Below are 26144 nucleotides of genomic sequence, written 5' to 3'. Positions count from 1 at the left end.
GCTGAGGTAGGAACTAAACCCAGGACGCTTCACCACTTAACTGCGCAATAAACGTGTCAATTAAGTTGCACGCCACTACAGAGTGCAGTGAAGTGGTTGATCGAGTGGCGTGTAGATGTGTCAGTGCAATGCGCAGCGAAATGGCGTGTTTGTTGCACGGTAAAACAGCGCGTGTCGTGGTGCGTATATTGCGCTGTGAAATGACGGTGCCCCAGAGCAGGCGCGGTAGCGATCCCCTACTGGACGGCAACGGCGTCATGCGCGGTCTGTACCAAGAAATAACCCCGCAGGTTTCCCTGCGGGGTGTTGTTGCAACTAGAACGGTACTTCTTCAGAGCTGTTGGCAGCAGCGTTGTCAGCGCTGTTCTCACGGCGTGCAGCGCGTGCTGCAGACTCGGCCTTGGAGTCGATGAGCTGCACCGTGTCGATACGGGCCACGAGCTGGTAGTGCTTGTTCCCATCATTGTCGGTGTAGTTGTCAGTCTTCAGAGAGTAGCTCAACCTTGAGGATGTTGGTTTCACGGTGAAGTGCCTTTCGGGCAAGGCTTCAAAGACATGTCCCCACCCTCCAAAGAACTCATGAAACTCGCCCTAGAAGGCAAGCGTGCCCATGGCGGGCACCCAGTCCTGGGATGAATTGTTGACAACATCCACGTGCGCACCGCCCCGGCAGGAAACATCAAACCCGACAAACAAAAATCCACCGAAAAGATCGACGGCGTCGTGGTAACCATCACGGCCTTGGATTGAGCCATTCGGGGAGGTAGCTCAGGGGCGGGCGAGTCGGTGTGCGATTCGAGGGGGCTATTTAGTACTGTAAAATAGATTTTTACGAATGACGGCGGGTTTGCTGCGGGAGAAGTCCATGAGTAGTTTGCGGGATTGTATTTTCGGGCTGGCGGTAGGTGATGCACTGGGTGTTCCCTACGAGTTCTTGAAGCGAGATTCCTTCCTTTGCACGGACATGATTGGGTATGGTTCCCATGATCGACCTGCTGGCACCTTCTCGGACGATACAGCAATGACGCTAGCCACATGCGATTCGATCCGGGCAACAGGCCGCATAAATGTTACAGATCTGAGGAAGAGATTTGAACAATGGGCATATCTAGGTTTCTACACACCAGACAGGGCAGCATTCGGTATAGGTCAAACAACTCTGCGTGCCCTGATGAATCGAGCAGGACAATCTAGCGAGCGAAATAATGGCAACGGTTCGCTTATGCGAATCGCGCCACTGGCTTATACACAAGCTACCAACGAACAGATTCGCAACGTTTCGGCCATCACGCACGCACATGAAATTTCGATGCAAGCGTGCGTCGATTTCGTGAAAATCTTACGGATTGTTGTGCGTGGGGAGGAACCAGATATCAGCGAGTGGTTAGGTAAGCCCCGCGAACAGATCAGGTCAACAGGATACGTAGTACATACCTTAGAAGCGTCCTTATGGTGTTTCGCAAACACAACGAGCTATGAAGAATGCGTACTCGCGGCAGTGAATCTTGGAGCTGACGCGGATACGACTGCTGCAGTTGCTGGCGCATTAGCAGGTGCCAGGTATGGGGTAGAATCGATACCTACCAGGTGGATGGAAACACTGCGCGGTAAAGACCTTATCGAAACGGCTCTATTTTAATCGCCGCCTCAAAGATTCAAGCGTGTGCACTCCTGGAGACTACTCGTGTTCTAGAAGGTGTAGCGCGTCACAGAATTCGTGGCCGTTCCACCTGCCATATGCTGGGTGAGTTGGATAATAAGGAGCGTTCTTCGAATAAACGGCTTTAGCCGCCGCGTTTGGCTTCTTGGACGTCCTAATCAGCTCTTGGACGATAGGAATGATGTCGCGTTTCCAAGGGAAGTTGCTATCCTTCGGATTACCCCACATGAGAATGATATGGTCTGCCTCAGGCACGATCAATTTCATTACGGTGATGGTGATTTTCAAGGAGGAGAGGATCTCACTCTTCCCCGACGAAAGATTCCAGTCGGGTAACTGGCGGCCCTGACCAACTAGCGGGATGAGGTTGATAATGCTCATCCACCGGGCATCGATGGGGCGCTGGCGGTCATCAACTGGGAAACGTTTCAAGATCGCCGCGGTCGTCGGATCTCCGCCTTGAACCTTAGATGCTGCCGCGAATGCGGTTGCGGTAGAAGGATTGATTCCAACAAACAGAATCTTGGAATGGTTCTCGGAATTCTCAGCAGTACGAAGGAACCACCGCTGACCGTGTGCCATTGGGGTGGCGGGATAAACAAGGCGGCCTGATTCCCAGGCTTGAATGAACCCCTGTTCCGTCAAATTCTCCACCTCCCTATTCTTACATAGGAGTGCCTATTTATGAGTTTTCTAGATTAGCTTCGCGGTAATACTGAACGTAAAGCTGAGGATTATCAGCTTTCAAGTACCTACAGTTTCTTGTTTGGTCCCACTACCTCTGGGCTTCATAGAGCTAAAAAAATTACCCCGCAGGTTTCCCTGCGGGGTGTCGGTGTTAGAAAGGCACTTCTTCAGTGTTGTTGGTAGCCGTCGCAGCGTCGTTACCTCGACGGGCAGCACGTGCCGCAGATTCTTTCTTTGAATCGATCAGCTGTACGGTGTCAATCCGTGCGACCAGTGGATAGTGCTTCTGCCCGTCCTTGTCGGTGTACGCGTCCGTCTTCAGCGAGTACGAGACTGCAACCCTGTCACCAGCGCCGATGCAGCCGAACACACCGAGGTTGTTGGAGTCCGGGACGTAGCCGGTGAGTTCAACAATCTCGGATTCCACCTTGCCGGTGGTCTTGTTCTTGAACGTATTTCGCGCGTAGACGTTGAGCTTCACCGTCGCACCGCCGTTGGAGTGCTCGAAGACCTTCGGCTCGCGGGCTGCGTTACCAACGATGGTGCCAGAGTTAAACGGGTTGGACATGAGATTTCTCCTCATATGAGTGAGTGTGAATTGTCTTTCAATTGAGTGTTTGAGCAGCGGCTTTGCTGCTGCTGTAGTAGTGCTGTTACAGCACTGCCCAGGGCAGGTGTGCCCCTGCCGCTTCCAGGTCTCGCAGCTCCTGCGTCGCGCCAGGATCGGCGTCCTCGCCGTCGCAACCGTCAGAGAGCATGTAGAGCAGTTCGAGGTCTTCGTGAGTGCGGTGGTACATGGCTGGTCTCCTTTGTGAATCGGATATTCAATCCGTTCTTTGAAGACAGCTCTGCTGTCTAGACGCTGCTCCCCTGCCAGTAGAAGATGTATGTCTTCCCTGGTCGCAACAGTGCCGAAAAGAAAACCCCGCTACAGCGCATGCTGCAACGGGGTGAAATTCTTTAAGCGTCGAACAGGAGGTAATGTGCCTTCTCCGCGCCTTCACGCACGCTTGTAATCAATTTGCTGCCCAGGCCAAGGTTGATGGAGCGAGCCACCAGACTTGGGAAATTCTCCGTCTCGCTCAGCTCTGTGGCTTTGTTCGCTGCTACACCTGCAAACCCTGTTTGGCCAGTGGCTTGAGCGAGAACAGCCACGGTCGCGGTTACTTGGGAGCGCATTTTGCTCCAATCCTGCGGTACCACTCGCATGAGAAGCTCTGCGAACTCCAGACCCTGCTCCGGGTCATCCAGTAGTGCTGCGAGTAGCGGATCTCGCAGCATGGGTGTGGTAAAACACCTCAGCGCTGCACGAATGGCCCGCGTGTTAGCAGGGTCAGCGATACCCTCTGCAGCCCTCTCGTACTCATGCTGCAAGTCGTCGCGGAGAAAGTGAATCTCACGCTCGTAAGCTGCTACGTCGGAGATGATGTCTTGGTATTCCTCCTCGTCGATGCCGTGAGAGGTGCTGTCCAGGCGTTCTTCCAGCTCTTCGCGCGACAGGGCTGGCAGTTGGCCGGTATCCAAGATCATCTGCTGCAGCGCAGCGGAGCTGGCCACCTCACTGACCACGCCGCTGCGCGGTGCTGACAGGCTCAATTGCTGGTACACAGTCCACCAGCCCGTCCCGGAGGTGATCTCTGGGACTTGAACGATCGCAAGCACTGTCGGCAGCGGCGAGTCCTCGCTAAGTAGGAACTCCGCCAGGTCGTCGGCAGCAGATGGGTCGCTGCTTACCACGTAGGCGATGATGGCGTCAGCGTTGTCGCGGTCTGACAAGGCAGTGAACTGCTGCTGGTTGTCGATTAGCGTCTGCACAGCGTCGTCGAGGTCGAGACGGGCAAGCGGGCCTAAGTGCAGGCCAGGGGTGTCGCTGTTGCGCTCGAAGAACGCGATGACCAGCGAGTTCTGCGGATAGAAGCCGAGGATGCCAGGGATGTTGGCGAGGATTTCGCCGTGGGAAGTAAGAGTCTGTGAGTAGGTGGACATGAAGCGCTCCTTATGCCAAATACGGGATGTGTGTGGACAATTCCGTATTTGGTCCGGCTTTGCCGGGCTATGTCCGTATCCCTGCTGTTACAGCACCCTCACATGCCCAGAGCGTCGCTAGTGCTCGCCTGGTGCTTGCTTGCAGGACAGTGGCACTAGCGACGCGGTCACTGCTAGGTCTCTTCTTCCATACGCTCGATAGCACCGTAAATAGTCGGTCGCGAGACGTGAAGACGTTAGCGTACCCAAAGCAGACTATACTTCGACCCCACTTTCAAGCGCTGCAGAGAACGGTAACCCCTTCATAAAGCGCTCCATGTAGTCCCAGTCAGGGTCGCCGGTTGGTGAGGCGGGTAGCCGGATGGTTGTCTTCTTCATACGAGCGAGATTCCATTTGTACCCGTAAGTGAAACGGTCTTTCTCGTGTCGAACCATCACGGCGATGAATAACATCACCCAACGCGACAACGCTCGCTTAGGTATAAGTACCTGAATGTCGTCCGAGGCGAAATAATCTCGATCCTGATAGAACGCGAACCCAACCGACCCGTTGTAGGGCACTGTAAGCGTGCCTGGTGGAAAGATTGGGTCAATCTTGTTCCAGTCAGTGATGCCGTTGTTGCTATCCGATGCTCCAATAAAAGGCGTGCTTCCGGGCTTGCGCTGTGCCTTCGTTACACGCTTGCCCTTCTTGATCGTGAAAAGGCTATTCAGCGGAAAATCGACCCATTGCTCTGGGTCAGTCAAGCCCAAACGAGGTGTTAACGAGCGTTGTAGCCCTCTGTGTGAGGGGATTTGCTTATTCGCGACCCACGCGGGCGGTTTATCAGGGACGAGCAATGAACCCAAGGTCCGGTTGGCTTGCCGTCCATAGGAGTAGCGGTAACGGTTCTCCCAGATACAAGCGCAGTACCAAAGCTTGGTTTCCAACGGCATCGAGGGGTCCTTAGCGGTAAGGATCATGACATCACGACCGCACACAAATGGTTCGGGCTGAACGAATGACGAAAGCACCCCGTTCCCGCCCAGTGCAACAGTGATCTCGCCCGGTTGACCTGGTGCAATTTTAGTAAGCACTCGCGCTGTAATGCCGTTATTGCCCATAGCACGGGAAGCGAAGTTCACACCGGCGGGCGCTTTAACTTGTGTAAGACGGTTGAGTTCAAGCGAATGACCGTACCGAAGATCAAATATCTCGTCGAGACGCTTCATTAGTCAACGTCTCCAATCCCGGACCCCTTCAAAGTGAACAGGGCATAGTCCAAAAGCACCTTTTCGAAGTCGGCTTCCGTTAAGGAACCGTAATCAGTTTCCATATATGCTTCTGCAACCCATTCATCTTCTGCAGTGACTTGTTGCATGACAGACTGTCCCGGGTGAACCTCTCGGTTGCGGAACATTTCGACCCATTTATCACGAATCTCGGACCAAGTGCCGTCTCGATCAACGCGCCCAAGATTTTTGACCTTGACAAACCCATCTTCACGCCAGTATCCGAACCAAGTCTTGCGATTTGAACGCTCATGGGGCGTATGGGCAGTGAATACCATCACGCATGTGACAACTCCAACCGGGTAGAACACTTCCGACGGCATCGACATAACGGCTTCGAGCGTGTGCTTCTTCAGTAGAGAACGCTTATGATCGCTCTTCGCAGTAGCGCAAGACATAGGCACAATTGCGATACCAATAGCGCCAGGTGCCAAGCAGTCAAGCATGTGCTCCACGAATCGCAACTCGTGCAGGTCTTCTTTTGTCTTGGCATAGGGAGGATTAATCAGACCAACCGTAGCCCGGTGGGATTTAACCCCCTTAGTAATAGCAGTATCAAAGCAAGACCCTTGATAGAGGTTGGCCTTTCCGTCACCTCGCAGAATCATGTTCGACGCAGCGAGTGCGTACATACTGGGGTTCTGCTCAACACCAATCAGCTGGTTTTTCTTAATGGATTCAATCTCATCTTGGGTGATAGCAGTCCGAATCATTTGGGTCATAGCGGAGATTAGGAACCCACCAGTACCAGCGCAGGTATCAAGCACGATACTGTCTTTGTCCACGTTGGCGAGCAGGCTAAACAACTCGGTGATGTGCTTCGGTGTAAGCACAATCCCCAGCCCCTTACCGTCACCGCCCGTGTATTTCAGGAACTCGCCATAGAAAGCACCCACAACATCGAAGTCATGGTAGACGGTAATAAAGGGCAGCACTTTCTCTGCAAGCATGGTCACAATCTCGTGCAACAACCCCTGCGGGTACCCCTTGGTTGCTTTACCGAGTTCCGGATGAACTTGGATACCGGTAAAGGGCTGGGTCATGTTGGTTATCTTGGCAAAGGGGATCTGCGCAGATCCGATGACCTTCTGGATCGTTTGCATCCAGAAGTCAGGTAAATCCTTCGCACCATACGCTTCATAAGTTTTTGCAAAGACAGGGTCATTGAGCGCGATCAGGCTACCTGCGACAGCAAGGGGTTTCTCCTTCTCCTCCAGCTCTGCCTCGTCTCGCATGAATGCATGCATCTCCTGCGAGAATGCGATGAGGTCCTTGGTTCGTTGGGTTTGCACAGAGGGGTCAAAGGACGCAGCAATGACGAGGTCATCAAGACTGACAAGTTCGGTAATAACCGCACCGCTTGGAGCTTTCAGCGGGCGCGCATCCTTCTCCCCCTTGGTAGTTACAAAGAAAGACCATTCGTTATGCGCAGGTGTTCCCGACACCGCAATTGAGATCACTGTGTACTTATGTGTCAGAAACCGTGCGTAGTGCAGCACGCCATCAACGGCGAAGTCTTTTGGCCTGTCGCGGTTTTTTGATTCGTGAAACCTTATCTCTGGTTTGCATTCGACGACCACAACCATGTCTGGGGTTTCAGGCGCAGAGATAATGAACTCTGGATAGCCACTACCGCCACCGCCAGTTTTCGACGCCTTTGACAGAGATTTGCGAATCGCCTCGATAGCGGACTGCTGTTTTTCAACAACGATCTTCTCCGCATCATCGTAATACCCAAGATCGCGGAGCCGGTCATCGACCAAGTCCTCTGTAATCCGCTCGTTCGCCATGCGGGCACTCCCTATCCAAATTTCGTCGATCCTGTACATTTAGCCCCTGGGATGTCGCGGTGTACATATAGCAGGATGCGAGGCCGTATGGGATCATTGCGTAAAAAACGCTACGTGTAACAAAACCGCAAGTTATCGTTACCGTACAACCAGGGTTCACGCATTCGGCGCTCGACATGCGGGGTGGCAGCAACCGTGCCATAATTTTCTCGGAACGTCACGGTTGAGCGTGTCCCCCCGGCACAGAGGCAGGTCTCCCCCGAACTGCCCGCTCCCGTGGCGTTCCCTCGTAGGTGTGCCCCGCAGACAATCACTGCCGCCAAGTGATCTTCACACGGTGTGGATCGAATTTCTTCGCACCAGCCTTGCCGGGCAGGATACGGATTTCCATCAGTAGCCGGGTTAGCCGCCGCTTGTCCTCGACAGAGGCACCGCTCCACCACTCAGCGAAGTCAGGGCCGTCGGCAAGTTCTGCAGCCAACGGGTCTGCCTCGCGGCTCGTGGTGAGTTCATGCACCTTCTTGTCAATGACTGCGATCTGGGCATCAATCTTCTTTGACATGCGCGCGAATGTTGACATGTCAATCTCTTCATTAAGAGCAACTTCTTCAAACTGCTCACGCTTGGCTAACAGCACGTTTCGCCGCCCTGTAAGCTCCTGCAGCTGCTCGGTGAGAGTGTCGTCCTCCGGTGTTAAGGCATTGCGCAGCGTATCCACGGCGTCGGGCTGGGCCATGCGCTTGAGGATGACAGCTTCAATAAGATCGTCCACCTCAGCGCCGATAGAGACATGGGTGCCACCCGGCTCAGAGCGCTTACAGGTATAGAAGCGCCGAGGACTACCATCCTTGTTTTTCCGGCTGCGCGCGTACATCGGATCTCCGCAGATGCAGGTCAGGACAGACGCGAGGAAGTAGCGGGGCGCATTCCCGCTATGCGAGCGCCGCCGTGACGGATCACGCAGCACTGCGTCGAGTTTCTCGCCCGTAACCTCGTCGATGATGGCAGGCCAGGTTCCCTTTCCGACGATCTGACGGTCTTTGACAAGGCGGAGACCCGTATCAGGATCGGTGGGGTTGAACGTACTTAAGCCACGCACACGAGGGTTGAGGAGAATGTCACGCAGCGTGGGTGCCGTCATAGACCGGCCGGACGTGGCAGTAAGTTCTCGGGCATGAAAGATCTCTCGCACGGTCTCACGCAAAGTCTTGCCAGCAATGATCATCGCTGCAGCATCGAGGATGGCCTGAGCTTCCTCGTCGATGACAGTTACAGCATCAGCCTCGTAGCCGAACATGCGGCGCCCGCCCGTCTTGGGCCGACCAGTGCGAGCACGGTCTTCATAGGCAGCGCGGATGCGGGCTGCTCTATCAATAGACTCCTGCTCAGCGATGAGACCGAGGATGACGATAGTAAGCCGCGATGCTGGATCTGAGGGGTCAATGTTGTACCCCCGGTTCGCCTTGACGGTGACGTTGTGTTTCTCGCAGAGTTCGAAGAGCGCAAGGGTGTCTTTGGTGCGGCGAGTAAGACGGTCAAGTGCGTACACGTAGACGACGCCGATCTCGCGGTTCTCGATGGCGTGGATGAGTTTGTCATATTCGGGCCGATACTCACCCGAGAACGCGGAGATGTTGTTGTCCACGTAAGTTGCTACAACCTCAGCCTCGTCAGCCTCGGCCTGCTTGGTAGCGAGATGTATCTGTCGCTTAACACCAGCTTCTTCCTGCTTATCGAGCGAAATACGCGCATAGATCGCTGCCCGTTGCGTTGTGGTATCTGCCATGCGGCTATCGTACCCCAAAGCCACATTCGGAATTTCCGCTGCCCGTGGCACCAATGCACAAACCGTGCGGCCCCATCCCGCCCTGCGCGGACTCCTTCACATCAAGCATCAGCGCGTGCCCGGACTCGTCCACGCCGATGGGCACGCGTAACCGCTCAGCCGGGCTACGTCCCTGCCACATGCCGGAGGCCTGAAGCGCATCCACGTCCCGATAGCCCAGCAAGGTCGGCAGGTCCGCATCGCGACCGTGCCGGGGCGCTGCCGCAGCATCACTGCCAAAGGGGCGGTGATAGGGCGCAAGCGTACGGGCACGCAGGAGGGCCGTGGAATCGTCGACAAGCGCGCAGCGGCCCAGCTCCTCCTCCCCCGCGGCAGTAACCACGGAGAGCACGCCCTCCGCCCGCAGGTAGATGCCTTCTTCCTCAGCGCGGCGCCCGAGCGGCGAATGAGGTGTTACGCCCACGGCGATGGTGGTTGTGGGGGTATCCTCCAGCGCGTCACCGCGCGGCACGGCAACGCCGCTTGCCTGGTCCTCCTCTACAACGCGGATGCGGAACTGGGCTTGGCCCGGATCCCTGACGTGTGGCAGCCACTTCAGCCAGTTCCACTCCTCACCGTGGTACTCAATGCCCACGGTTTCCGGACCGTGCAGCACGGCCAGGTGTAGCAGCAGCGCGCGGGCAACCCCGGCCGCATCCTCGCCGGCCAGGCCAACGATGGGAAAGGCTTGCAGTTGGATGACCACCGGCATGTCCGCCAGCGTTCCCACCGCGCGCACGGTCTGGCGCAAGCTCACCGCGCACACCGGATCGAGGTCCTCCGCCGCGCCCGAATCCGGCACGTTAATGGGCGTGCACAGGGCCATCGGCCCCGTCCCCACCCGCACCTCCAAGGCGTCCGGGGCATCCGCGTCCCGTTCCCACAGGCGCGTTGTCGGAATCAATGCACCAAGCTGCTCAGGGTCAGGGTTGCGGTGTTCTTCATGCGCGCGTTGCGCCGCCCCGCGCTCCAGCGCTTCCTCCCGCAGCGCCTTAAGGTGGCGCAGGTAGGTCCGGCGGGTCTCATCCGGATCCTGCCCGCCTCCCTGCGGGTTAAACATCATGGCCATACTGGCCAGCATCATGAGCGGAAACATGAGGCTCATCGGACTCATCCGGCGGGCATCCCCCGCACCGAGAACCATGAGCGCCACCATGCCCAGCATGGCCGCGATCATGACCAGCGGCATGAGCAGGCGAACCAGTGGCACGGGTTGAGCGCGAGCCGCCTCCGGCACGGCCTCGGCGTTAATGCTGCCCTGCGGCAACGGCGGTGCCGGCTCCCGATAGGCCGGCTGCCCAGTGTCCACGACGCGTGTGGGTACGCGCATGTCAAAGTCCTTCCCCCCGAAGTACTCCACCGCCTCCTGAAGCGGTGGACAGCGTGCCACCAGTAAGCCACAATGTGAGGCAATGGGCAAGGGGTTGCCCAGAAATTTTTCTCGGGGGAGGTACATTCCATGACTCGCACACTCGCGCATTCTGTCCACGTCACCGTCCGTATCCACGCAGGTCATACCCGCAAAGAGGCGGACATATCCTTGCCGCTTTCTTCCAGCCTCGGGGAGGTGCTGGGGGAACTGCTCGTGCTTGTCGACGTCCCACCGGCCCCCATCCTGTGGCGCGCTACTACCGCGGCGGGCAAGACCATATCGATGACCACGCCGCTGGATCGCACCAGCGTGGAAGACGGTTCCGTCCTCGTGCTCAGCCCCGATGAGCCATCGCCGGCGCCGATTGTGCGCGATGCCGCGGAGGCGCTCGCTGCCGACGTCTCTGCAGCGCAGTTTTCCGGCCTGGCCGGGTTCTGGGGCGCAGCGGGGCTCATCGCCGTCGGCGCGTTGCTCGCCGCCGCGCTGTCTCCCGCGGTTGGCTGCACCGCCGCTGCGATAATCGGCCTCGTGCTCGCGGCGTGGACCCGGCGCGGCTCCCTGCTCGCGGCCTCCCACGTGGCTGCCGGGCTGGCGGGGGCGCTGGCCACTGGGGTGCCCTTCTTTGCTGGCCCATCCGGAACCGCGATTCCGGCCGCGCCACTCGTGGCTGCGGCGGCGGCCGTGGGTACCGTGGCGGTGCTCTCCCATCTGGTGCGCATCGGCGGAATACGTGCTCGGGCAAGTGCCGCGACGTGGTGCCTGCTCGTGCTCATCGGCCTGCTTGGCCCCGCCCCGCTGCTTGCCGCCACCGTGGCCCTACTCGCAGGCGCTCCCCTGTTCACCACGCGGCTCGCTGGCCTCCGGGTGCCACAACTTCCCACCGCCGGACAAGACCTGAGCATCTCCGATGAGGACCCTACGGATAACTCGCTCAAAGCCCGGCGCGCCGGGCAGGCCTACGAGGGAATCGCAGTGGGCTGCGCGCTGGCGGGCGTTCCTTCCCTTCTCCTCGTCGCGCTCAACGCTCACGAGGGCGCAACCGTCATTGTTTCCCAAGCCCTGTGCCTGAGTGTCGCGGGCGGTGTCATCGTGCATGCGGCACGCCACGCCCGGCCCGTCGCTGCGTGGGCGCTGGGAATCTATGGCCTTGCTGCTGCGTGTGCCGCGGTGGCCGTACCTCTACGCGAGTGGCAGCTGCTTTCCGCCCCAACGACGGGAACGTGGGTTCTTAGCATCGTTGCGGGTCTGGTCATCGCGGCCATGCTGTCCGTGCCGGTGTGGGCAGGCAAGCTACGGCAGATTGAGCCGACCACTATCGTGTGGTTCGAGCGCGCCGAGGCTCTCGCCCTGGCCGCGTGCCTGCCGCTGGCCGCGCACGTGGCGGGGCTCTTCGAGCTCATTCGGGGGTTGGGATCATGAATACGCTGACCCAAATAGGCGCTGTCGGCGCTGCGCTTGGTGTTTGCCTGGCTTGGGGTACCAGTGCTCTGTGTGCACCGGTAGCCGTCGCCCGCGAACCGGATACCGCCTGCGCGAAGGCCACGCTCGCCACGGCAGGGCCACAGCCCTCCGCGCAGTATGCGGAGTACCGGGCGCGGCTGCATTCTTTTGCCACAGGTGCTGGGGTGAAGGTCGCGGTCATCGATACCGGGGTGGCCGCGCACCCACAGCTGCGTGTGTCACCAGGAGCAGACTTCGTGACTCCGGAGGAGCCTGACCCGCTGCGGGACTGCGACCTGCACGGGACGGTGGTTGCTGGCGTCATCGCTGGCAAGGATCTCGGTGTGGCCCCGGATGCGGAAATCTATTCCATCCGGCAGACCAGCTCGCACTACCGGGCCCCAGCGCCGGACAATGGTGAGGCGGACCGCGCCGGGTCCGGCACGCTGGCCAGCCTGGCTGCCGCCATCGAAGACGCCGTCAGCGCGGGGGCTCAGGTCATCAACGTCTCCGTGGTGTCGTGCGTTCCACCGGAGGCCGCCACGCGGGTCGATCGTTCCGCCTTGGACGCGGCGCTAGAGCGCGCGGAAGGGGCTGGGGCGGTGGTTGTGGCGGCGTCGGGAAACGCGACGGCCGGCGGCTGTGAAAAGGATGACGTGGTCTTTCCCGCGGAAGCCGACACCGTCCTCGCGGTTGGTGCTCTGGCCACGCCGCACGACCTCGCGGAGTATTCCATCACGGCACCCCTCAGCGCGGAAGGCAGCGTTCCCCTCGCGCTGGAGCCCAGCGGCGGATGGGCCACGGGAAAGGAGGACACCGTCTTTCAGGGAACGTCCTTTGCAGCTCCCCTGGTCAGTGGCACGATCGCCTTGTTGGCGCAGCGCTACCCTGGGGACTCCCCAGCACAGCTGCGCCAGCGCATCATTGACTCAGCAGAGCCCGGGCATGGGGTGGTTGATCCTCTCACAGCAGTGACTTACCGGCCCAGCACAGACACCCGCGAGGAACGTTTCGTCGCGGTGAGGCCGCAGGCGGCGCCACCCGCCAAGGGCTGGCCAATTGCTCGCCTTCTCCTCGGCGCCGTGGCCATCCTCGCCCTCGTAGCCACCCTCAGTGCTCAGACTCTAAGGCCTCCGCGCGGCTCAAAGCAGAGCCTTCCGGCAGCAGCCGCAGGATCTCCCACGGCACCCGCTCCGGTTCCCCCACACCCAGTGCTTTAAGCTCCGCCGCGCTAGCCAGCTCGTGGCGCCTGCCGGTGGCGGAAACCACGTGGTAGCCGTGCCCACTGTCCACGCCCACGCCGGCCTGGAGGCCGGCGAAACGCTGCGCGGCCGAGTCTCCCGGCAAGTCCACCGTGGCCGCCACCGGCCGCATGGTTCCGGCGCCTTGCTCGTGAGTTGCGCATAACCAGCCTTGCTCAGGGGACAGGAAGTCCACGCGGGTGGTGGGGAGGTTGAAGGACGGAGGGACGTCGCCCAGCGCGGCCACCTCCTGCGCCTGCGCAGGCAAACGCTGTGCGCCCAGGCCGACCAGCATCTCCGCCTGTGTGGGGGTGATGGAGAAGACACCCTGCTCCGTGCGCGCCCAGAGCTGCTCACCAGTATCCAGAATCTCCGGCGGGGCGGCCGGAAAGCTCAGCGGCTCCAGTTCGGCAAATGTGTTGAGCAGCTCCGCGGGCATGGCCCACACGGCGGTCTCCGCGGTCATCCCCAGCGCGCGCCGCAGAACCCGGCCTTGTGTGCTCGTAGCCTCGGGCAGCACGACGCGCCCCTGGCCGGTGAGCAGCCACTGCGTGCCCTCGGTTTCCACTACGGCGGCGTGCTCTTCATCGAACCTGGGAACAGCGCGGTGCGCCACCACGGTCACGGTGCCAACGCGGCTGCTGGATTGCCAGTTCGCGCCCTGTGTTGATTCTTCCAAGCAGGCTGACCATCCTGGTTCCTGCCCAGTTGCGCTTGCAAGAAGGTTGGGGGCGTCTGCAATCCCCAGCGGGGTGCCCAGGCTCATCTGTTCTAAGAAGCTGTCACCTGCCACCTGCGGTTCGACCGGCTCGTTGGCAATGAGTCTGGCCGAAGCCAAGTTAGCCACTGGATGATAAGTGCCGTTGACCAGCGCTAAGAGCTGTCCCTCGGAGGAACGCACGACAGGCGCATCGCCGGGTTGCGGGTCTGGCTGCATCCAGGCGATAAGCCCCGAGCCAAGACTCAAGAAGGCTACTGCGGCTACACCGCCCAGCAGGGCGCGTTGGCGCCTTTTCAATGGATCATGAATCATGCGGATATCCCCGAACACGAGTCCGTGCTCGAGGCGGCGCAATAGAAACTTGTGGCCCGACACCTGGGCCTTGGTAGTTGGCAACGCGCGTGCCATGAGAATCCTCCCCCGAATCGCAGCGCCACCCTCCCACGGCGCAGTGGGTTCTAGATTAACCCAACTCGGTCTCCTCCGCAGCGCGACGACCACGGGTCATCTCAGCCCGCGCGGCCAACTGGTCAGTATCGGGGTAATCCACGCCCACCAGGCTCAAGCCCTGGGCGTCGGCAAGCGGGATCTCGGAGGACCGGCTTTCTTCCCGCAGCATCCGGGCGGCGAAGTCAACGCCGCGCGAGCCCTCCCCCACCCGCAAGCAGCAGCCCACCAACGAGCGCACCATGGACCAGCAAAAAGCATCCGCGGTCACGTGTGCCTCGTAGAGCTCCGGCTCCGCGGGCGTCGACACGTCCTTCCACTCAAAGGCAAGGAGCTCGCGAATGGTCGTGGCGTGCGGCTTCGCCTTGCAAAAAGCCACGAAGTCATTAAGCCCCACCAGCTGATCGGCCGCGGCCTGCATCAACTCCAGGTCCACCGGCTTGAACCACGTCGCGGTATCGCGCGCACGGGTCGGAAGAGCACCGCGCGGATGCGTGGTGATGCGGTAGACGTAGCGGCGGCGTAAGGCAGAAAAGCGCGCGTCGAAATCTGCGGGAACTTCGGTACAGGCGTGGACGCGGACGTCGGCAGGCAGCAACTTGGCCAAGCGCTTCACCAGCTTGGTGGGATCGCCATCGATGCTGCGCTGTCCCAGCGCCGCCCGCGTGGTATCTAAGTGCGCCACCTGGCCGCTGGCATGCACTCCGGCATCGGTGCGCCCAGCCACGGTGAGCTCCACCGGGTGGCGCAACACCATACTCAGTTTTTCTTCCACGGTCTGCTGAACAGTGCGCAGGCCGCCCTTTTGCTTGGCCCACCCGTGGAAGTCGGTGCCGTCGTAGGCCAAGTCTAGGCGAAGGCGAACGTTAGTCATGGATGCTGATTCTACCTAGTCGTTGGCATTCCACTCGCGATTGAGTTCCCAATCCTGGGCCGCGTGCTGGCGCTTCGCGCTCTTGCTCACGCCCAGCTTGCTCAAAGCGGCATAGCCAGCCCGCTTGGGGTGCTTTAGATTCTTCTTGGCCTGGCCGGCTTTGCGCTTGGCCTTGCGGGCGCCATCCCGAACAATGCGGGCAGACAAGCGCAGGCGCGGGTCCATGGGTTGTTCGGCTCCCCGGTATTCAAACACCGGCAGCGACCATCCAAAGTAGATCGCAGCCACGCGCAGCGCCAGCGCTAGGCATACCGTCACGACGCCAGCGACCTCATCGCTGAGCCCCAGCTCCATCAATCCCGCATAAGAAAAGGCTGCAAGAACAGAAATGGAGGCGTACAGCTCGGCGGACAAGACCAGCGGGATACGGTCGGACAACAAGTCACGCAAAATACCGCCAAAGACACCGGTCAGCACCGCAGCCACGGCAGCGATAACCAACCCATGGCCATGTTCCAAGGCCTTCTGAGCACCAAGGACACTGAATACCGCAAGGCCCAGGGCGTCGAGAAGCAAGAATACATGCCGGAAATAGTGCATTAGGAAGGACATATAAACCGTGGCGACGGCGGCGGCCACCACGGCCAAGAGGAAGCGCGGTTCCGCCACCCACGTCAACGGGTAGGCGCCCAGCACCATGTCGCGGATCGTGCCGCCGCCCAATGCGGTGACTGCGCCCAACATGATGACGCCAAACAGATCCATCTTTTGCCGGCCAGCGGACAGCGCAGCGGTCATCGCCTCGGAGACGATGCCGATTACGTACAGCACAGTAAACAGCGGGGTCATAGAGTATACGTTCTGGTCGGGGTTATATAGCCCAGAAAGCATAACAAAAGGCCGCAGCCCCACCTAAGGTGGTACTGCGGCCTAGTTAAGGCGAGAGAAGTTTACTTCTCCTCGGACTCCTCAGCAGCGGTCTCCTCGACCTCTGCCTCGGTTGCCTCTGCCTTTGCTTCCTCAGCGGATTCAGCCTCAGCCTCTTCGGCCTTAGCTTCCTCAGCCTGCTTGGAAGCAGCTGCGCGGGTAGCGCGGTTAGCCTCGGAGGTCACGGTCTCCTCAAGAACGAGGGAGATCTGGGACATCGGGGCGTTGTCGCCGGAGCGGTTGTCCAGCTTGATGATGCGGGTGTAGCCACCCTCACGGTTCTCGAACTTCGGTGCCAGCTCGTCGAAGAGGTAGGCAACGACATCCTTGTGCGGGATGAGCTTGAGAACTGCGCGACGGTCAGCAACGGTGCCGGCCTTCGCCTTGGTGATGATCTTCTCGGCGTAAGGACGAAGCAGCTTCGCCTTAGCGTCGGTGGTCTTGATTGCGCCGTGCTCGAACAGGCTCGCTGCCAGGTTGCTCAGCAGGTGCTTCTGCTGGCTGGCGGAGCCGCCGAGACGCGGACCCTTCTTGGGGGTAGGCATTGTGTACTCCTCGTGTGCGGATTAAGTGAGCGCGCGACGGGGCGCACAAGTCGCGCCGTCACGATTCAGTGGAATTCTTTACTCGGAATCGTCGGAAGCCGGGTCCTTGAAGTCGCCGGTTTCTGCGTCGTAGCCTTCGAGCTGGGTCGGGTCGAAGTCCTCAGGGGTGTCCTTGAGAGCCAGGCCCAGGTTAGCCAGCTTGATCTTTACCTCATTGATCGACTTTTGACCGAAGTTGCGGATATCCAGCAGGTCCGATTCGGTGCACTCTGCGAGCTCACCAACGGTGTGGATTTCCTGACGCTTCAGGCAGTTGTAGGAGCGGACGGAGAAGTTCAGATCCTCGATCGGCATGCTGTAGGCGGCGATGTACTCCGTCTCCTGCGGGGACGGGCCAATCTCAATGCCCTCAGCAGCGGTGTTCAGCTCGCGGGCCAGGCCGAAGAGCTCGACCAGGGTGCCACCGGCGGAAGCCAGGGCGTCGCGTGCGGAAATCGAGTTCTTGGTCTCGACGTCGATGATCAGCTTGTCAAAGTCGGTGCGCTGCTCAACACGAGTAGCTTCGACCTTGTAGGAGACCTTCAGCACCGGGGAGTAGATTTGGTCGACCGGGATGCGGCCGATTTCCCCGGAGGTGGAGGCAGCCGGGACGTAGCCACGGCCGCGCTCGACGACGAGTTCCATCTCCAGCTTGGCGGAATCATTCAGCGATGCGATGTGCAGATCCGAGTTGTGGATCTCCACGCCAGCCGGCGGCTGGATATCGCCTGCAGTTACCTCACCCGGGCCTTCCTTGCTCAGGTACATAACCACCGGCTCGTCAGAGTCGGAGGACAGAACCAGACCCTTGATGTTCAGGATGATTTCGGAAACGTCTTCCTTCACGCCGTTGATGGTGGTGAACTCGTGGAGCACACCATCAATCTTGATGGAGGTTACTGCCGCGCCCGGGATGGACGAGAGCAGCGTGCGACGAAGCGAGTTACCGAGGGTGTAACCAAAACCCGGCTCGAGCGGTTCGATGACGAACTTGGAGCGAGACGAGTCGATGAATTCCTCGGTGAGCTGAGGACGCTGGGAAATAAGCATGGAGTTTCTCCTTGTCGGCGCCCGCTATATGACGCCGGTAGAAGGGGTAAAGATGAAAGTGTCGAAGGATTACTTCGAGTAAAGCTCGACGATGAGCTGCTCCTGCAGCGGAACGTCGATCTGAGCGCGCTCGGGCAGCTGGTGCACGAGGATGCGCAGGGTGTCCGGAACGACCTGCAGCCACGCCGGAACGTTGGCGTCTACCAGGCGGTCCTGAGCCTCTTCGAACCATTCCATCTTCTGGGAACGCTCACGAACATCGATGATGTCGTACTGCGTCACGCGGAAGGACGGAACGTTGATCTTCTTGCCGTTCACGGTGAAGTGACCGTGGGAAACAAGCTGGCGAGCCTGGCGGCGGGTGTTGGCCAGACCAGCGCGGTAGATCACGTTGTCGAGACGGGACTCGAGCAGAACGACGAGGTTGTCACCGGTCTTGCCCGGGAGACGGTTAGCCTCGGCGTAGTAGCGGCGGAACTGACGCTCCAGCACGCCGTAGGTGTACTTTGCCTTCTGCTTCTCCTGGAGCTGCAGCAGGTACTCAGATTCCTTGATGCGGTTGCGGCCAGCCTGTCCCGGTGGGTACGGGCGGCGCTCAAATGCCATGTCGCCGCCGACCAGGTCGACGCGCAGACGGCGGGATACGCGGGTAGCGGGGCCAGTATAACGAGCCATTTTCTTACCTCTTCCTTTCCCTTAAACCTTGCGGCGCTTGGTCGGACGGCAGCCGTTGTGCGGCTGTGGGGTGGCATCCGTGATCGAGGAAACCTCGAGGCCTGCAGCCTGCAGGGAACGGATGGCGGTCTCGCGGCCGGAGCCCGGACCCTTGACGAAAACGTCAACCTTCTTCATACCGTGGTCCATGGCCTTGCGGGCCGCGTTCTCAGCAGCCATCTGCGCTGCGAACGGGGTGGACTTACGGGAACCCTTGAAGCCAACGTGGCCGGAGGATGCCCAGGAGATGACAGCACCGTGCGGGTCCGTGATGGACACGATGGTGTTGTTGAAGGTGGACTTGATGTATGCGTGGCCAGCGGCCACGTTCTTCTTTACGACGCGACGACCACCACGGCGCGCGCCGGAACGAGTCTTAGGTGGCATGTGTTACTTCTTCTTTCCTGCGATCGTCTTCTTCGGACCCTTGCGCGTACGAGCGTTGGTCTTGGTGCGCTGACCACGAACGGGCAGGCCACGACGGTGGCGGATGCCCTGGTAGCAACCGATTTCAATCTTGCGACGGATGTCAGCCTGAACCTGGCGGCGGAGGTCACCCTCGACCTTCCAGGTAGCTTCGATGACGTCACGCAGCGCCGACAGCTGATCATCGTCGAGGTTGTCGGTGCGCAGGTCAGGAGAAATGCCGGTCTTTTCCAGCAGCTCCTTGGCACGGGCAGGCCCGATGCCGTAGATGTAGGTGAGAGCAACCTCCATGCGCTTGTTGCGCGGGAGGTCAACACCAGCTAGACGTGCCATATGGCTAGTCCTTTCGGGTTGTTACGATGGTTTTCTCCTCATCCGTCCCCCGCCACGCATACGCTTCGCCCCGGGCCGTGCCGGGGAACTGTGGGCATGCTTAGCAGCGTGGGCTCAGGCCATCGCAGCCTGAGGTAGAAAGGGACGCATCAAGTGCGTCCCGTGGGTGAGGAGGCTTACTGTCTTTACTTGTAGCGGTAGACGATGCGTCCGCGGGTTAGGTCATAAGGAGACAGCTCCACGACAACGCGATCCTCCGGGAGGATGCGGATGTAGTGCTGACGCATCTTGCCCGAAATGTGGGCAAGTACCTTATGCCCGTTGTCGAGCTCGACGCGGAACATTGCGTTGGGCAGGGGTTCGACGATGCGACCCTCAACCTCGATTGCGCCTTCCTTAGCCATAACCTCTACTTTTCTGGTGGAGTTCTTCGCGCCGCGCTTGGCGACGCCCCCACCTGCATGTTTGGTGTCTACTGCCTGGTGTCCTCCACAACCACTTTGGCTGCGTACAGACACCAGCTCTAAAGCATACGCTGCGGATACGTGTTTTCCAAATATAAAACCTCCCATCGTCCGAAGGCGCGGGAGGTATGCGAGACAGTCGGCTATCTTGCCGCTGCGGTTCTAGTAGATGAAGACCTTGGAACCCATCGGCACATCGTTCCAGTAGCGGACGGCGTCCTGGTGGGTCAGGCGTACGCAGCCATTGGACTCATAAGCCGGGGAGCCCTCGTGGAAAGCGTGGCCATTGTTGGTGAAGTACATGGCGTAGGGCATCGGCGCGTTTCCGAACTCCCAGGAGATCTCGTCCTTGATCTTGCGGTTGATATAGAACGTACCGGCCGGGGTCTCCTCACCTGGCTTACCGGTAGACATACCCTGAGCAACGTAGGTCACGTTGCCGTTGCCGTCCTGCAGCCACGAGCGGCGACCGGCGCGATCCACGCAGATGCGGGCGTCAGCCGGGCACGGCCCAACGTCGAAGCGCTGAGCCTGACGCTCAGCCTCAGCCTTGCGGGCAGCCTCTTCAGCAGCTGCCTTTTCGCGTGCAACCTGCTCAGCATGGGCACGCTCAGCTGCTTCGCGAGCCGCACGAATCTCGGCGTTCTTCTGCTCAATGAGGCCCGGGAAGACCAGTTCAATGGCACCGTCGATGACGGGGCGCAGGGCATCAGCGGCCTGCGGGTTAACGTTGTTCAGCGTCTCCAGCATCTGGTTGCGGCTGTTCCACGCGTTCTCACGGGTCTGGCCGGCAAACTCATCAATCTGAGATTGGACGTCGGAGGACAGGGAATCAATCGAGGGGACCGTCTGTGCGTTTGCGGCGGGGGCAACCGAGAGAGTGGCGGCTACCAGGCCGATTGCGGTGGCGCGACGTAGGGAACGAGCACCAACAAAGGAGCGAATCTTAGACATGTGGAGAAGTATAAACCTTCCTCCACGGTTTTCCTACCTGAATGTTGCGTTTTAGTAACGCTGTGTCAGAATTCGAGGACCATTCTCCGTTGCCGCCACGGTGTGTTCCCAGTGGGCAGCCAGCGATCCGTCGAGGGTGACAACGGTCCAGTCGTCGTCAAGCACGGCGTTGTCCTCAGTGCCCAGCGCCAGCATAGGTTCAATGGCCAGGACGGAGCCCTCCTGGATGATGGGTCCGCGCCCTGCCTTGCCTTCATTGGCCAGGTAGGGGTCTTCGTGCATTTCGTGGCCGATACCGTGGCCGCCGTAGCCGTCAACAATAAACAGGTCCACGCCGAACTTATCCTCGGCACGGTAGGTGGCCTGTTCGAGGGCTGCGGAGACGTCGGTAAGCCGGTTGCCGGGGACCATGGCCTTGAGGCCTTCGTGCAGGACCCATTCGGTGGCATCAGACAGCGCCTGCGCCTCAGAGCTGAGCTTGCCGACGCCAAACGTCCACGCGCTATCCCCCACCCAGCCGTCGAGCGTGGCACCACAGTCGATGGAGACGAGGTCCCCTTCAGCGAGGACAATTTCCTTGCTGGGTATGCCATGGACAATGACGTCGTTGACTGACGCACAGATAGATCCCGGGAAACCGCCGTAGCCCTTAAAGGTGGGCACGGCACCGGCATCTCGAATGGTCTGCTCGGCTACGTGGTCGAGCTCGAGCGTGCTCACGCCAACTGCAGCGGCGGCACGCACCGCCTGCAGGGCGCGGCCGACGATTTCGCCAGCCGCCTGCATGGCATCAAGCTCGCCCGGAGTGCGGGCCGGAATCGTTTTAGTGCGTCGACGAAAAGCCATGACAAAAAGACGGGCTACTTGCCCATTGCCTTCAGGGTACGCTCGTTGATTTCCTCAACGGTTCCTTCAGCCTTGATGGAGATGATGGCATCGCCATAGTGCTCGATGAGCGGGAAGGTCTCCTCGCGGTAGACGCCCAGGCGTGTGCGGATGGTCTCCTCGGTGTCGTCCGCGCGGCCGCGGGCGAGCATGCGCTCGACCACGACGTCCTCGGAAACCTCAAAGTTCAGCACGCCGTCGAGCTTCAGGTCCTTGTCGGAGAGGAGCTTCTCAAGAATGTCGGCCTGCTCCACGGTGCGGGGGAAGCCGTCGAGAAGGAAGCCATCCTTGGCGTCATCCTGGTTGAGGCGGTCCTCCACCATGCGGGCGGTGACATCAGTCGGCACCAGCTTGCCCGCGTCGATGTAGGACTTAGCCTCGACGCCGAGCGGGGTGCCCTCACCAATGTTGGCGCGGAAGAGGTCACCGGTGGAGATGTGCGGAACGCCGAGCTTTTCGCTGAGGAGCGCGGCTTGGGTGCCCTTGCCGGCACCGGGAGGGCCAAGGAGTACGTAACGCATTACTTAAGCAGTCCTTCGTAGTTGGATTGTAGGAGCTGGGACTCGATTTGCTTGACCGTGGTCAGGGCCACCGAGACCATAATGAGGATGGCGGTACCGCCGAAGGCGGAAGTGCCGCTGGCACCTGCGCGGCCCACGCCGAGGTCCAGAAGGATATTCGGCAGAACAGCGATGAGCGCCAGGTAGATCGAACCGACGAACAGAAGGCGGTTCATGACGAATCCCAGGTATTCGGCGGTCGGCCGACCCGGGCGGATACCCGGGATAAATCCACCATACTTCTTCATGTTCTCCGCCTGTTCAGCAGGGTCATACTGAACCGAGACATAGAAGTAGGAGAAGAAGATGGTGAGGACGAAGTAGAGGACGATGTACTGCCAGGAGCTCGGTGCCTGCAGGTGCGCAATCACGTTGCGCTGCCACCAGTTATCGGACACGCCCGGGGAGCCGGAGTTGACGATCTGGGTGATAAGCACCGGCATGTAGATCAGCGAGGAAGCGAAGATAACCGGGATAACGCCGGCCTGGTTGACCTTGAGCGGCAGATAGGTCGACGAACCACCGTACTGGCGACGGCCAACCATACGCTTTGCGTACTGCACCGGAATGCGGCGCTGCCCCTGCTCGATGAAGGTGATGCCCACGACGAGGACGATGAGGCCGGCGACCACCATGGCGAAGACGAGGCCACCGTTGTTCTGCATGATGCTGACACCATCGGTGGGAAGGCGGGTAGCAATACCGGCGAAAATCATCAGCGACATACCGTTACCAATGCCCTTCTCCGTAATCAGCTCACCCATCCACATCACGAGGATGGCGCCGGAGGTCATGGTGATAACGAGCACGACGAGGGTAAAGAAGTTACGGTCCTCCGCCAGGACGCGTACGCCTTGCCCCAAGAGTTGCTCGCGGTCCGCCAGGGCCACAATGCCCGAAGACTGCAGAAGCGCCAGCGCCAGGGTGAGGTAGCGCGTGTACTGCGTCATCTTGGCCTGACCGGACTGCCCCTCCTTCTTCAACTGCTCGAAGTGAGGAATCACCACGGTGAGCAGCTGCACGATAATCGACGCCGTAATGTACGGCATGATGCCGATGGCGAAGATCGACAGCTGCAGCAGCGCGCCACCGGAGAACAGGTTGATCACCGAGTAGAGGTTGCCGGATTCCTCCGTGAGGTCACGAAGGCGGCCGGCGATGGTGGCGTAATCAACGCCCGGCGACGGGATCTGCGCGCCAACGCGGTAGAGGATAATCAACACGAGCGTGAAGATGATCTTCTTACGCAGGTCGGCATCTTTAAAAGCCTGCAAAATGGCGGACACTACTTAATCCTCCTGGCCTACCGCGCTTGTTGTGCGGTTCGAATTCGCCGCGCACGGGGGTGGATCTCATCTGTTCCCAAAAGCTAAGAGCCCTCTTAAGGCATCTCATAGGAACGGTTGAACACTTTTGACCCCATTACCCTACCAGCCTTGGCCACTTTCGCCACATTAACCCCGCACATGGCCGCCCGGAGGTCCCCTTTTTGGTTTCTCCCTTAGCGCTATCCCCGGATTGGGCCTACCATTGCCTGTGTTGTCTGAAGGCAATGTCCTTACAAGATTTCTACGTCTTTTCGACCTCCCCCGCGACGCCCGGGGCGTCTCGGAGTATGGCCGTTCTTTTTCTGCCAGCCAATGAACCGAAAGAAGTATGTAGTTTTATGAGTAAGCGATTCTCCCCAATGACCGTGGCCGAGATTATCGATACCTTCGTCCCCAGCCCCAACCCCTTCCGCTGGGAGGCTTTCGATGGTTCCGCCACCGGCCCAACCGATGCGCAGTTTACCGTCAAGATCAACAACCTCCAGGGCTTGGCCTATATCGCTACTCACCCAGGGGATGTAGGATTTGCCCGCGCTTATGTCACCGACGGCATCACTGTCGAGGGAGAGCACCCGGCGCACCCCTACGGCATCTTCGATGCGCTGCACGCCATGTATGACAAGTTCACCCGCCCGGACACGAAGACCTTGGCCAGGGTGGCACGCTCCCTGGCCTCGATGGGAGCTTTCCAGATCCAGCCGGTCCCGGAAGTCGAGCGCGCCTCGTGGCTGCGCCGCAAGCTGCACGAAGGATTGTCCAAGCACTCCAAGGAGCGCGACGCAGAAGTCATCTCCGATCACTACGACGTGGGCAACGACTTCTACGAGCTCTTCCTCGGCGACTCGATGACGTATACCTGCGCCTACTACCCCTCCCCCGACGCCACGCTTGATGAGGCCCAGGAAAACAAGTATCGCCTCATCTTTGACAAGTTGCGGCTCAAGGAGGGCGACCGCCACCTGGACGTCGGCTGCGGCTGGGGCGGCATGGTGCGCTACGCCGCCAAGCGCGGCGTGAAGTCCCTCGGCGTGACCCTTTCCAAGGAACAGGCTGAGTGGGGCCAGGCCAAGATCAAGGAGGAGGGTCTCGAGGACCTCGCGGAAATCCGCTTCATGGACTATCGCGACGTCACCGAGGAAGGCTTCGACGCTATCTCCGCCATCGGGCTACTCGAGCACATCGGCGTCAAGAACTACCCGGACTTCTTCCGTTTCCTCAACGGCAAGCTCAAGCCGGGTGGATTGATGCTCAACCACTGCATCACCTACCCGGATAATCACAAGACCCCGAAGGGCGGCTTCATCGACCGCTATATCTTCCCCGATGGTGAGCTCTCCGGCTCCGGCACCATCACGAAGTGCATGCAGGACGCCGGCTTCGAAGTTGTCCACACGGAATCCCTGCGCTTCGACTACATGCGCACTCTGCACGATTGGTGCGAGAACCTTAAAGAGACGTGGGAGGAGGCCTGCTCTCTGGTTGGACTTCCCACCGCGCGCCTGTGGGCCATCTATATGGCCGGCTCCGAGTGGGGCTTCGAGCACAACATCATCAACCTGTACCACTTCTTGGGAGTCAAGCTGGGTGAGGCCGGTTCTCGTTCCGGCGTGCCCGAGCGCCGCTGGTGGGAAGATTCGCGCTTCTAAAGACTTAAAGGAATTCTATGTTGACTGATCTCATTCGCAATCACCGCAGCGTCGACGCCATGGAGATCCCGCCGGTGGGCTGGAAGGCGCATGAGGAGGGCGTCGATAAGCTCCTGCGTAGCTTCCGCGCGGTGCCGAAGGATAAGCGCGTACGTCTGGCAAAGAAAACCTCGAACCTTTTCCGCGGGCGCAGCGGCGAGCAGGTGGGGCTCGACGTGTCCGGCCTGGGTGGGGTCATTGAGGTCGATCCGATTGCGCAGACCGCCGAGGTTCAGGGCATGTGCACCTACGAGGACCTTGTCGACGCCACCTTGCCGCACGGCCTTATGCCCTTCGTGGTGCCGCAGCTCAAGACCATTACGCTCGGCGGCGCGGTAACGGGCATGGGCGTGGAGTCCACGAGCTTCCGCGATGGATTGCCGCACGAATCCGTGCTGGAGATGGACATCCTCACCGGTACTGGCGAGATTCTCACGTGCTCACGTGAGGAGAACGTCGATCTCTTCCGCCTCTTCCCCAACTCCTACGGTTCCTTGGGCTATGCGGTGCGCCTCAAGATTGAGCTGCGCGCGGTGAAGCCTTACGTGGAACTGAGGGAGGTGCGCTTCCACGACTTTGAGTCCTTGGCACGCACGCTTGACGACGTCTCCCGCACCCACTCCTACGACGGCCTCGATGTCCACGGCCTCGATGGCGTGGTCTTCTCTCCGGAGGAATCCTACCTGGTCATGGCCCGTTTCACGGAGGAGGAGGGCCCAACCTCCGACTACACGAGGGAGGAGATTTTCTACCGCAGCCTCCAGCACGCCCGGGGTATTCGCCGCGACCGCCTCACGGTGCGCGATTACATCTGGCGCTGGGATACTGACTGGTTCTGGTGCTCGCGAGCCTTTGGCGCGCAGAACCCGCGGGTGCGCAAGGTGTGGCCGCGGCAGCTGCGGCGCAGTTCCTTCTACTG

27 protein-coding genes and 1 pseudogene are annotated in these 26144 nt (G+C 59.9%); 6 read left to right on the top strand and 22 right to left on the bottom strand.

Annotation, left to right across the window (positions count from 1 at the left end):
* Nucleotides 1–315: 315 nt before the first annotated feature.
* A complete protein-coding gene (locus HMPREF2698_RS00130; RefSeq protein WP_246819405.1) occupies nt 316–522 on the bottom strand; it encodes a single-stranded DNA-binding protein in 207 nt (68 codons plus the stop codon).
* On the opposite strand from HMPREF2698_RS00130, the pseudogene HMPREF2698_RS13710 reads away from it, so the two are divergent.
* Together HMPREF2698_RS13710 and HMPREF2698_RS00125 are read left to right on the top strand one after the other, a co-directional pair.
* Nucleotides 500–747: pseudogene (locus HMPREF2698_RS13710) on the top strand (terminase TerL endonuclease subunit); the annotation flags it as partial. The gene HMPREF2698_RS00130 and the pseudogene HMPREF2698_RS13710 sit on opposite strands and share 23 nt — an antisense overlap.
* An 88-nt stretch (nt 748–835) precedes the next feature.
* Nucleotides 836–1639 carry an ADP-ribosylglycohydrolase family protein gene (locus HMPREF2698_RS00125; protein ID WP_070561325.1) on the top strand — a complete coding sequence of 268 codons (804 nt, stop codon included), beginning with the start codon at nt 836–838 and terminating at the stop codon, nt 1637–1639.
* A gap of 39 nt (nt 1640–1678) precedes the next feature.
* On the opposite strand, the gene HMPREF2698_RS00120 is transcribed toward HMPREF2698_RS00125, so the two are convergent.
* From HMPREF2698_RS00120 to HMPREF2698_RS00090, 8 genes are all read right to left on the bottom strand, one after another.
* Complete coding sequence (locus tag HMPREF2698_RS00120; protein WP_070561323.1) at nt 1679–2314, bottom strand: DUF1643 domain-containing protein; 636 nt, start codon at nt 2312–2314, stop codon at nt 1679–1681.
* A 184-nt stretch (nt 2315–2498) separates the two neighbouring features.
* Nucleotides 2499–2915, bottom strand: a complete 417-nt coding sequence (locus HMPREF2698_RS00115) for a single-stranded DNA-binding protein (protein WP_070561321.1) — start codon at nt 2913–2915, stop codon at nt 2499–2501.
* An 85-nt stretch (nt 2916–3000) separates the two neighbouring features.
* Nucleotides 3001–3144, bottom strand: coding sequence for a hypothetical protein (locus HMPREF2698_RS13335; protein WP_168164012.1), 144 nt, complete (start codon nt 3142–3144; stop codon nt 3001–3003).
* 163 nt (nt 3145–3307) lie between these two features.
* Complete coding sequence (locus HMPREF2698_RS00110) at nt 3308–4333, bottom strand: DUF4192 domain-containing protein (RefSeq protein ID WP_070561319.1); 1026 nt, start codon at nt 4331–4333, stop codon at nt 3308–3310.
* A 255-nt stretch (nt 4334–4588) separates the two neighbouring features.
* Entirely contained in the window at nt 4589–5545 is a 957-nt protein-coding gene (locus HMPREF2698_RS00105) for a restriction endonuclease subunit S (RefSeq protein ID WP_070561316.1), read from the bottom strand.
* Nucleotides 5545–7395, bottom strand: a complete 1851-nt coding sequence (locus HMPREF2698_RS00100) for an HsdM family class I SAM-dependent methyltransferase (RefSeq protein WP_070561327.1) — start codon at nt 7393–7395, stop codon at nt 5545–5547. Before HMPREF2698_RS00100 ends, HMPREF2698_RS00105 begins: the two co-directional genes overlap by 1 nt.
* A 310-nt stretch (nt 7396–7705) precedes the next feature.
* A complete protein-coding gene (locus tag HMPREF2698_RS00095) occupies nt 7706–9181 on the bottom strand; it encodes a recombinase family protein (protein WP_070561314.1) in 1476 nt (491 codons plus the stop codon).
* Between the two features lie 4 nt (nt 9182–9185).
* Complete coding sequence (locus HMPREF2698_RS00090) at nt 9186–10550, bottom strand: cell division protein FtsK (RefSeq protein WP_083303747.1); 1365 nt, start codon at nt 10548–10550, stop codon at nt 9186–9188.
* Between the two features lie 129 nt (nt 10551–10679).
* On the opposite strand from HMPREF2698_RS00090, the gene eccD reads away from it, so the two are divergent.
* Nucleotides 10680–12011, top strand: coding sequence for a type VII secretion integral membrane protein EccD (gene eccD / locus HMPREF2698_RS00085; protein ID WP_070561312.1), 1332 nt, complete (start codon nt 10680–10682; stop codon nt 12009–12011).
* Nucleotides 12008–13252 carry a S8 family serine peptidase gene (locus HMPREF2698_RS00080; RefSeq protein WP_083303746.1) on the top strand — a complete coding sequence of 415 codons (1245 nt, stop codon included), beginning with the start codon at nt 12008–12010 and terminating at the stop codon, nt 13250–13252. Before eccD ends, HMPREF2698_RS00080 begins: the two co-directional genes overlap by 4 nt.
* Here the strand turns inward: HMPREF2698_RS00080 and eccB are convergent.
* From eccB to secY, 13 genes are all read right to left on the bottom strand, one after another.
* Nucleotides 13143–14402 (bottom strand): type VII secretion protein EccB, encoded by a 1260-nt coding sequence (gene eccB / locus HMPREF2698_RS00075; protein WP_070561309.1) that lies wholly within the window; start codon nt 14400–14402, stop codon nt 13143–13145. The two genes, HMPREF2698_RS00080 and eccB, sit on opposite strands and share 110 nt — an antisense overlap.
* 55 nt (nt 14403–14457) lie before the next feature.
* The gene (gene truA, locus HMPREF2698_RS00070; RefSeq protein WP_070561307.1) at nt 14458–15315 is read right to left on the bottom strand and encodes a tRNA pseudouridine(38-40) synthase TruA; all 858 of its coding nucleotides are present in this window, start codon (nt 15313–15315) and stop codon (nt 14458–14460) included.
* 15 nt (nt 15316–15330) lie between these two features.
* A complete protein-coding gene (locus HMPREF2698_RS00065; protein ID WP_039674330.1) occupies nt 15331–16164 on the bottom strand; it encodes a trimeric intracellular cation channel family protein in 834 nt (277 codons plus the stop codon).
* Nucleotides 16165–16265: 101 nt separating this feature from the next.
* Entirely contained in the window at nt 16266–16787 is a 522-nt protein-coding gene (gene rplQ, locus HMPREF2698_RS00060; protein ID WP_070521664.1) for a 50S ribosomal protein L17, read from the bottom strand.
* A 78-nt stretch (nt 16788–16865) separates the two neighbouring features.
* Nucleotides 16866–17876 (bottom strand): DNA-directed RNA polymerase subunit alpha, encoded by a 1011-nt coding sequence (locus HMPREF2698_RS00055; protein ID WP_070521667.1) that lies wholly within the window; start codon nt 17874–17876, stop codon nt 16866–16868.
* A gap of 69 nt (nt 17877–17945) precedes the next feature.
* A complete protein-coding gene (gene rpsD / locus HMPREF2698_RS00050; protein ID WP_010189536.1) occupies nt 17946–18551 on the bottom strand; it encodes a 30S ribosomal protein S4 in 606 nt (201 codons plus the stop codon).
* 21 nt (nt 18552–18572) lie between these two features.
* The gene (gene rpsK / locus HMPREF2698_RS00045) at nt 18573–18977 is read right to left on the bottom strand and encodes a 30S ribosomal protein S11 (protein ID WP_010189540.1); all 405 of its coding nucleotides are present in this window, start codon (nt 18975–18977) and stop codon (nt 18573–18575) included.
* 3 nt (nt 18978–18980) lie between these two features.
* A complete protein-coding gene (gene rpsM / locus HMPREF2698_RS00040) occupies nt 18981–19349 on the bottom strand; it encodes a 30S ribosomal protein S13 (protein WP_010189542.1) in 369 nt (122 codons plus the stop codon).
* 185 nt (nt 19350–19534) lie between these two features.
* Entirely contained in the window at nt 19535–19753 is a 219-nt protein-coding gene (infA, locus tag HMPREF2698_RS00035) for a translation initiation factor IF-1 (RefSeq protein ID WP_003854422.1), read from the bottom strand.
* A gap of 222 nt (nt 19754–19975) precedes the next feature.
* Complete coding sequence (locus HMPREF2698_RS00030) at nt 19976–20767, bottom strand: L,D-transpeptidase (protein WP_070561305.1); 792 nt, start codon at nt 20765–20767, stop codon at nt 19976–19978.
* Between the two features lie 51 nt (nt 20768–20818).
* Nucleotides 20819–21613 carry a type I methionyl aminopeptidase gene (map, locus tag HMPREF2698_RS00025; RefSeq protein WP_070530789.1) on the bottom strand — a complete coding sequence of 265 codons (795 nt, stop codon included), beginning with the start codon at nt 21611–21613 and terminating at the stop codon, nt 20819–20821.
* A gap of 14 nt (nt 21614–21627) precedes the next feature.
* Nucleotides 21628–22173, bottom strand: coding sequence for an adenylate kinase (locus HMPREF2698_RS00020; RefSeq protein WP_070561303.1), 546 nt, complete (start codon nt 22171–22173; stop codon nt 21628–21630).
* Nucleotides 22173–23498: a preprotein translocase subunit SecY gene (gene secY, locus HMPREF2698_RS00015; RefSeq protein ID WP_070521679.1), complete on the bottom strand. Its 1326-nt coding sequence runs from the start codon at nt 23496–23498 to the stop codon at nt 22173–22175. The genes HMPREF2698_RS00020 and secY overlap by 1 nt, the downstream gene beginning before the upstream one ends.
* Nucleotides 23499–23878: 380 nt before the next feature.
* On the opposite strand from secY, the gene HMPREF2698_RS00010 reads away from it, so the two are divergent.
* Nucleotides 23879–25186 carry a class I SAM-dependent methyltransferase gene (locus HMPREF2698_RS00010; RefSeq protein ID WP_070561301.1) on the top strand — a complete coding sequence of 436 codons (1308 nt, stop codon included), beginning with the start codon at nt 23879–23881 and terminating at the stop codon, nt 25184–25186.
* Between the two features lie 17 nt (nt 25187–25203).
* Nucleotides 25204–26144 (top strand): FAD-binding oxidoreductase (locus HMPREF2698_RS00005; protein ID WP_141748910.1); only part of this gene is annotated, 941 nt, incomplete at its 3' end.

This window comes from Corynebacterium sp. HMSC072A02 (assembly GCF_001810085.1).
GTDB classification, from domain to species: Bacteria; Actinomycetota; Actinomycetes; order Mycobacteriales; family Mycobacteriaceae; genus Corynebacterium; species Corynebacterium hesseae.
The sequence above is the reverse complement of the archived record's forward strand: the minus strand, read 5'-3'. Positions and strand labels throughout refer to the sequence as shown.

Excerpts from the sequence above, each read along its gene's own strand:
- HMPREF2698_RS00080 (WP_083303746.1), top strand. The coding sequence starts at position 12,008 with ATGAATACGCTGACCCAAATAGGCGCTGTCGGCGCTGCGCTTGGTGTT.
- eccB (WP_070561309.1), bottom strand. The coding sequence starts at position 14,402 with ATGGCACGCGCGTTGCCAACTACCAAGGCCCAGGTGTCGGGCCACAAG.
- HMPREF2698_RS00115 (WP_070561321.1), bottom strand. The coding sequence starts at position 2,915 with ATGTCCAACCCGTTTAACTCTGGCACCATCGTTGGTAACGCAGCCCGC.
- truA (WP_070561307.1), bottom strand. The coding sequence starts at position 15,315 with ATGACTAACGTTCGCCTTCGCCTAGACTTGGCCTACGACGGCACCGAC.
- HMPREF2698_RS13335 (WP_168164012.1), bottom strand. The coding sequence starts at position 3,144 with ATGTACCACCGCACTCACGAAGACCTCGAACTGCTCTACATGCTCTCT.
- map (WP_070530789.1), bottom strand. The coding sequence starts at position 21,613 with ATGGCTTTTCGTCGACGCACTAAAACGATTCCGGCCCGCACTCCGGGC.
- HMPREF2698_RS00010 (WP_070561301.1), top strand. The coding sequence starts at position 23,879 with ATGAGTAAGCGATTCTCCCCAATGACCGTGGCCGAGATTATCGATACC.
- HMPREF2698_RS00030 (WP_070561305.1), bottom strand. The coding sequence starts at position 20,767 with ATGTCTAAGATTCGCTCCTTTGTTGGTGCTCGTTCCCTACGTCGCGCC.
- HMPREF2698_RS00100 (WP_070561327.1), bottom strand. The coding sequence starts at position 7,395 with ATGGCGAACGAGCGGATTACAGAGGACTTGGTCGATGACCGGCTCCGC.
- rpsK (WP_010189540.1), bottom strand. The coding sequence starts at position 18,977 with ATGCCACCTAAGACTCGTTCCGGCGCGCGCCGTGGTGGTCGTCGCGTC.
- HMPREF2698_RS00105 (WP_070561316.1), bottom strand. The coding sequence starts at position 5,545 with ATGAAGCGTCTCGACGAGATATTTGATCTTCGGTACGGTCATTCGCTT.
- rpsM (WP_010189542.1), bottom strand. The coding sequence starts at position 19,349 with ATGGCACGTCTAGCTGGTGTTGACCTCCCGCGCAACAAGCGCATGGAG.
- HMPREF2698_RS00110 (WP_070561319.1), bottom strand. The coding sequence starts at position 4,333 with ATGTCCACCTACTCACAGACTCTTACTTCCCACGGCGAAATCCTCGCC.
- HMPREF2698_RS00055 (WP_070521667.1), bottom strand. The coding sequence starts at position 17,876 with ATGCTTATTTCCCAGCGTCCTCAGCTCACCGAGGAATTCATCGACTCG.
- rplQ (WP_070521664.1), bottom strand. The coding sequence starts at position 16,787 with ATGCCTACCCCCAAGAAGGGTCCGCGTCTCGGCGGCTCCGCCAGCCAG.
- infA (WP_003854422.1), bottom strand. The coding sequence starts at position 19,753 with ATGGCTAAGGAAGGCGCAATCGAGGTTGAGGGTCGCATCGTCGAACCC.
- HMPREF2698_RS00095 (WP_070561314.1), bottom strand. The coding sequence starts at position 9,181 with ATGGCAGATACCACAACGCAACGGGCAGCGATCTATGCGCGTATTTCG.
- HMPREF2698_RS00090 (WP_083303747.1), bottom strand. The coding sequence starts at position 10,550 with ATGCGCGTACCCACACGCGTCGTGGACACTGGGCAGCCGGCCTATCGG.
- HMPREF2698_RS00065 (WP_039674330.1), bottom strand. The coding sequence starts at position 16,164 with ATGACCCCGCTGTTTACTGTGCTGTACGTAATCGGCATCGTCTCCGAG.
- HMPREF2698_RS00020 (WP_070561303.1), bottom strand. The coding sequence starts at position 22,173 with ATGCGTTACGTACTCCTTGGCCCTCCCGGTGCCGGCAAGGGCACCCAA.
- eccD (WP_070561312.1), top strand. The coding sequence starts at position 10,680 with ATGACTCGCACACTCGCGCATTCTGTCCACGTCACCGTCCGTATCCAC.
- rpsD (WP_010189536.1), bottom strand. The coding sequence starts at position 18,551 with ATGGCTCGTTATACTGGCCCCGCTACCCGCGTATCCCGCCGTCTGCGC.
- HMPREF2698_RS00125 (WP_070561325.1), top strand. The coding sequence starts at position 836 with ATGACGGCGGGTTTGCTGCGGGAGAAGTCCATGAGTAGTTTGCGGGAT.